The organism is Treponema sp. (assembly GCF_045657965.1).
Taxonomy (GTDB): Bacteria; Spirochaetota; Spirochaetia; order Treponematales; family Treponemataceae; genus Treponema_D.
In genome coordinates, this window is sequence record NZ_JAZOUG010000286.1 from 1 (window position 1) to 2,416 (window position 2,416).

The following is a 2,416-nucleotide window of genomic DNA, read 5'->3' on the forward strand; positions in this document are numbered from 1 at the left end:
ATAAACATGCAACTTCGGATTGTGATAAACAGGAGAGGTGTAGCATATGACAATCCGGGCGGCAATCCAGGATTTCCTGGTGGAAATCGAAATCCGCAAGTACACAATCAAAACTCAAAGAGGGTACAAAACCAATCTCAACGCCTTCGTGAAATACTGTGAGGAAGAACTGCAGATTACAGACATGGATGATTTAGATATGGCTGTAGTGAAGCGATTCACTCAGAGAATGATTCAGTTAGGACGCAAGGGAACCTACATCAATGCGCTCTTGAAAACGACCAAGTCCTTCATACAGTATAGTGTGCTGATGAACCTATAATACATCCACTTTCATACAACTCTGAAGCTGCTTTCATACAGCTTTCTATCAATTGCCATACGACTACAAATCAACTCTAGAACAACTTTTATATAACTTTCAATCAAAATGGTAGCCAGTACCTCCATCGACTGCCGTTTTCTTGCGTTTTCAATTATTTAAGTCAATATTGCATTAGGAATGTACAGAAGTAGTTTGGAAGTTGCTTTGCTTTGGCGTGCTTAATGCGCTGAGAATCAAATAGTAAATCAGGAGCACAGCCACGCTTGCAGGAAAAAGCTTGGCCGGGTAGAATACTAGTAGAAACAGCAATTACTTATGAACTGGAGGCGTAGTGCGATGCAGGAAATCAGATGTCCTAACTGCGGCGAAGTGTTTCAAGTGGATGAAACGGGTTATCAGCAGATTGCCCATCAGGTGCGTGACCAAGAGTTTATGAAGGAACTCAAACGCCGCGAGGAAGAACATCAGGCCAGCCGCAAGCGCGAACTGGAACTGATTCGCTTGCAGGAAGAACGGCAGCATGATGCCGACATGGCAAAGAAAACGGCGGAGATTGCTGCTCTGGAGAAAAAGATTGCTGACCTTCAAGCTTGTATTGATGCTGGTGAAACGGACAAGAAACTGGCTGTTGCACGCGCGGTAGAGGAGAAAAATCTGGAGATTTCCAGAGAAACCAAGGCCCATTCCGACAAGCTTATGCGAAAGGATGAGGAACTAGCAGCGCGCAACCAACAAATTGTTGAGTTGCAAAGCAAGCTTGATGCCAGTGAAACCGTGAAGAAGCTTGCGGTGGCCGAGGCTGTAGAAAAAAAGAGCGCAGAACTGGCGGACAAGGAATCGACCATTACCAAGTTGAAGGGTGAATTGGCGATTCAGGAAACTGAAAGTCGTTTGAGTGAGAAGGCGCTGAAAGAGCAGTACGAAAGTCAGCTTAAGTTGAAGGATGAGCAGATTGAGTACTACAAGGATTTCAAGGCGCGCCAGTCTACTAAAATGATTGGTGAAAGTCTGGAGCAGCATTGCTTGACCCAGTTCAACAGTCTGCGTATGACAGCTTTCCCCAATGCCTATTTTGAGAAGGATAACGATGCTCGCACGGGCAGCAAGGGCGATTTCATTTATAGGGAGTGTAGCGAGGACGGCACTGAGTTCATTTCGATTATGTTTGAGATGAAGAATGAGGCTGATACTACCGCTACCAAGCACAAAAACGAGGACTTTTTCAAGGAATTGGATAAAGACCGCCGGGAAAAGGGGTGCGAATATGCCATCCTGGTTTCCTTGCTGGAGATTGACAATGAGCTTTACAACAACGGCATTGTGGATGTGTCTTATCGATATCCGAAGATGTATGTCATCCGCCCGCAGTTCTTCATCCCGATGATTACCCTGCTGCGCAATGCAGCGCAGAACTCTCTGCAGTATCGGCAGGAATTGCAAATCGTCCGGAACCAGCAGGTAGATATTCTCCACTTTGAGGAGAATATGAATGCTTTCAAGGATGGCTTTGCCCGCAATTACCGTCTCGCTAGTGAGAAGTTTGCTTTGGCCATTGCGGAAATTGACAAGACCATTGAGCATTTGGAGAAGACGAAAAAGGCATTAGTATCTTCTGAAAACAATCTCCGTCTCGCAAATGACAAAGCAGAGGACTTGAGCATCAAGAAACTCACAAAGAATGCACCGTCTGTAAAGGCGATGTTCGACGAGTTGAAGAAAAACCCATGATGCTGTGAGCAGGGAAGTAGTATGAAAAACGTCTGAAAAGGATATGAATGTTCAAACGCCATACATCTCAAATCCTCTTCAGAATAACTTCAATCAAAACGGCAGCCGGTGCCTCCACCGACTGCCGTTAATTTAGTGTTTTGTATAGTCCACTGGCTTCGCACCCATATCAAACTCAATGGTCTTATCATTATTATCATGGGCCGCGATGTACTTCTTCGTGTAAGCGTAGTCCAGACCGGCGTAGATGTTCTTGTATTCCTTGGTCTTGCCAACAGTTACCTTGTAGCCAGGGTAGTCGCGGCGGACTTCCTGGAGCATCTTGTACTCGTCGGAACCGAAGATGGCGGCCTTGGCGGCGAA

At 45.8% G+C, this 2,416-nt stretch carries 3 protein-coding genes; all 3 read left to right on the forward strand.

Features of this window, described 5'->3' with window-relative positions; translation table 11 throughout:
• Positions 1-46: 46 nt before the first annotated feature.
• Positions 47-322, forward strand: coding sequence for a site-specific integrase (locus ACKI5B_RS10895; protein ID WP_407428657.1), 276 nt, complete (start codon positions 47-49; stop codon positions 320-322).
• Between the two features lie 339 nt (positions 323-661).
• Positions 662-2,053, forward strand: a complete 1,392-nt coding sequence (locus tag ACKI5B_RS10900) for a DUF2130 domain-containing protein (protein WP_407428659.1) — start codon at positions 662-664, stop codon at positions 2,051-2,053.
• A 135-nt stretch (positions 2,054-2,188) separates the two neighbouring features.
• Positions 2,189-2,416: hypothetical protein (locus ACKI5B_RS10905; RefSeq protein ID WP_407428661.1), on the forward strand; the 228-nt coding region annotated here is incomplete at its 3' end.

Excerpts from the sequence above, each read along its gene's own strand:
- ACKI5B_RS10895 (WP_407428657.1), top strand. The coding sequence starts at position 47 with ATGACAATCCGGGCGGCAATCCAGGATTTCCTGGTGGAAATCGAAATC.
- ACKI5B_RS10900 (WP_407428659.1), top strand. The coding sequence starts at position 662 with ATGCAGGAAATCAGATGTCCTAACTGCGGCGAAGTGTTTCAAGTGGAT.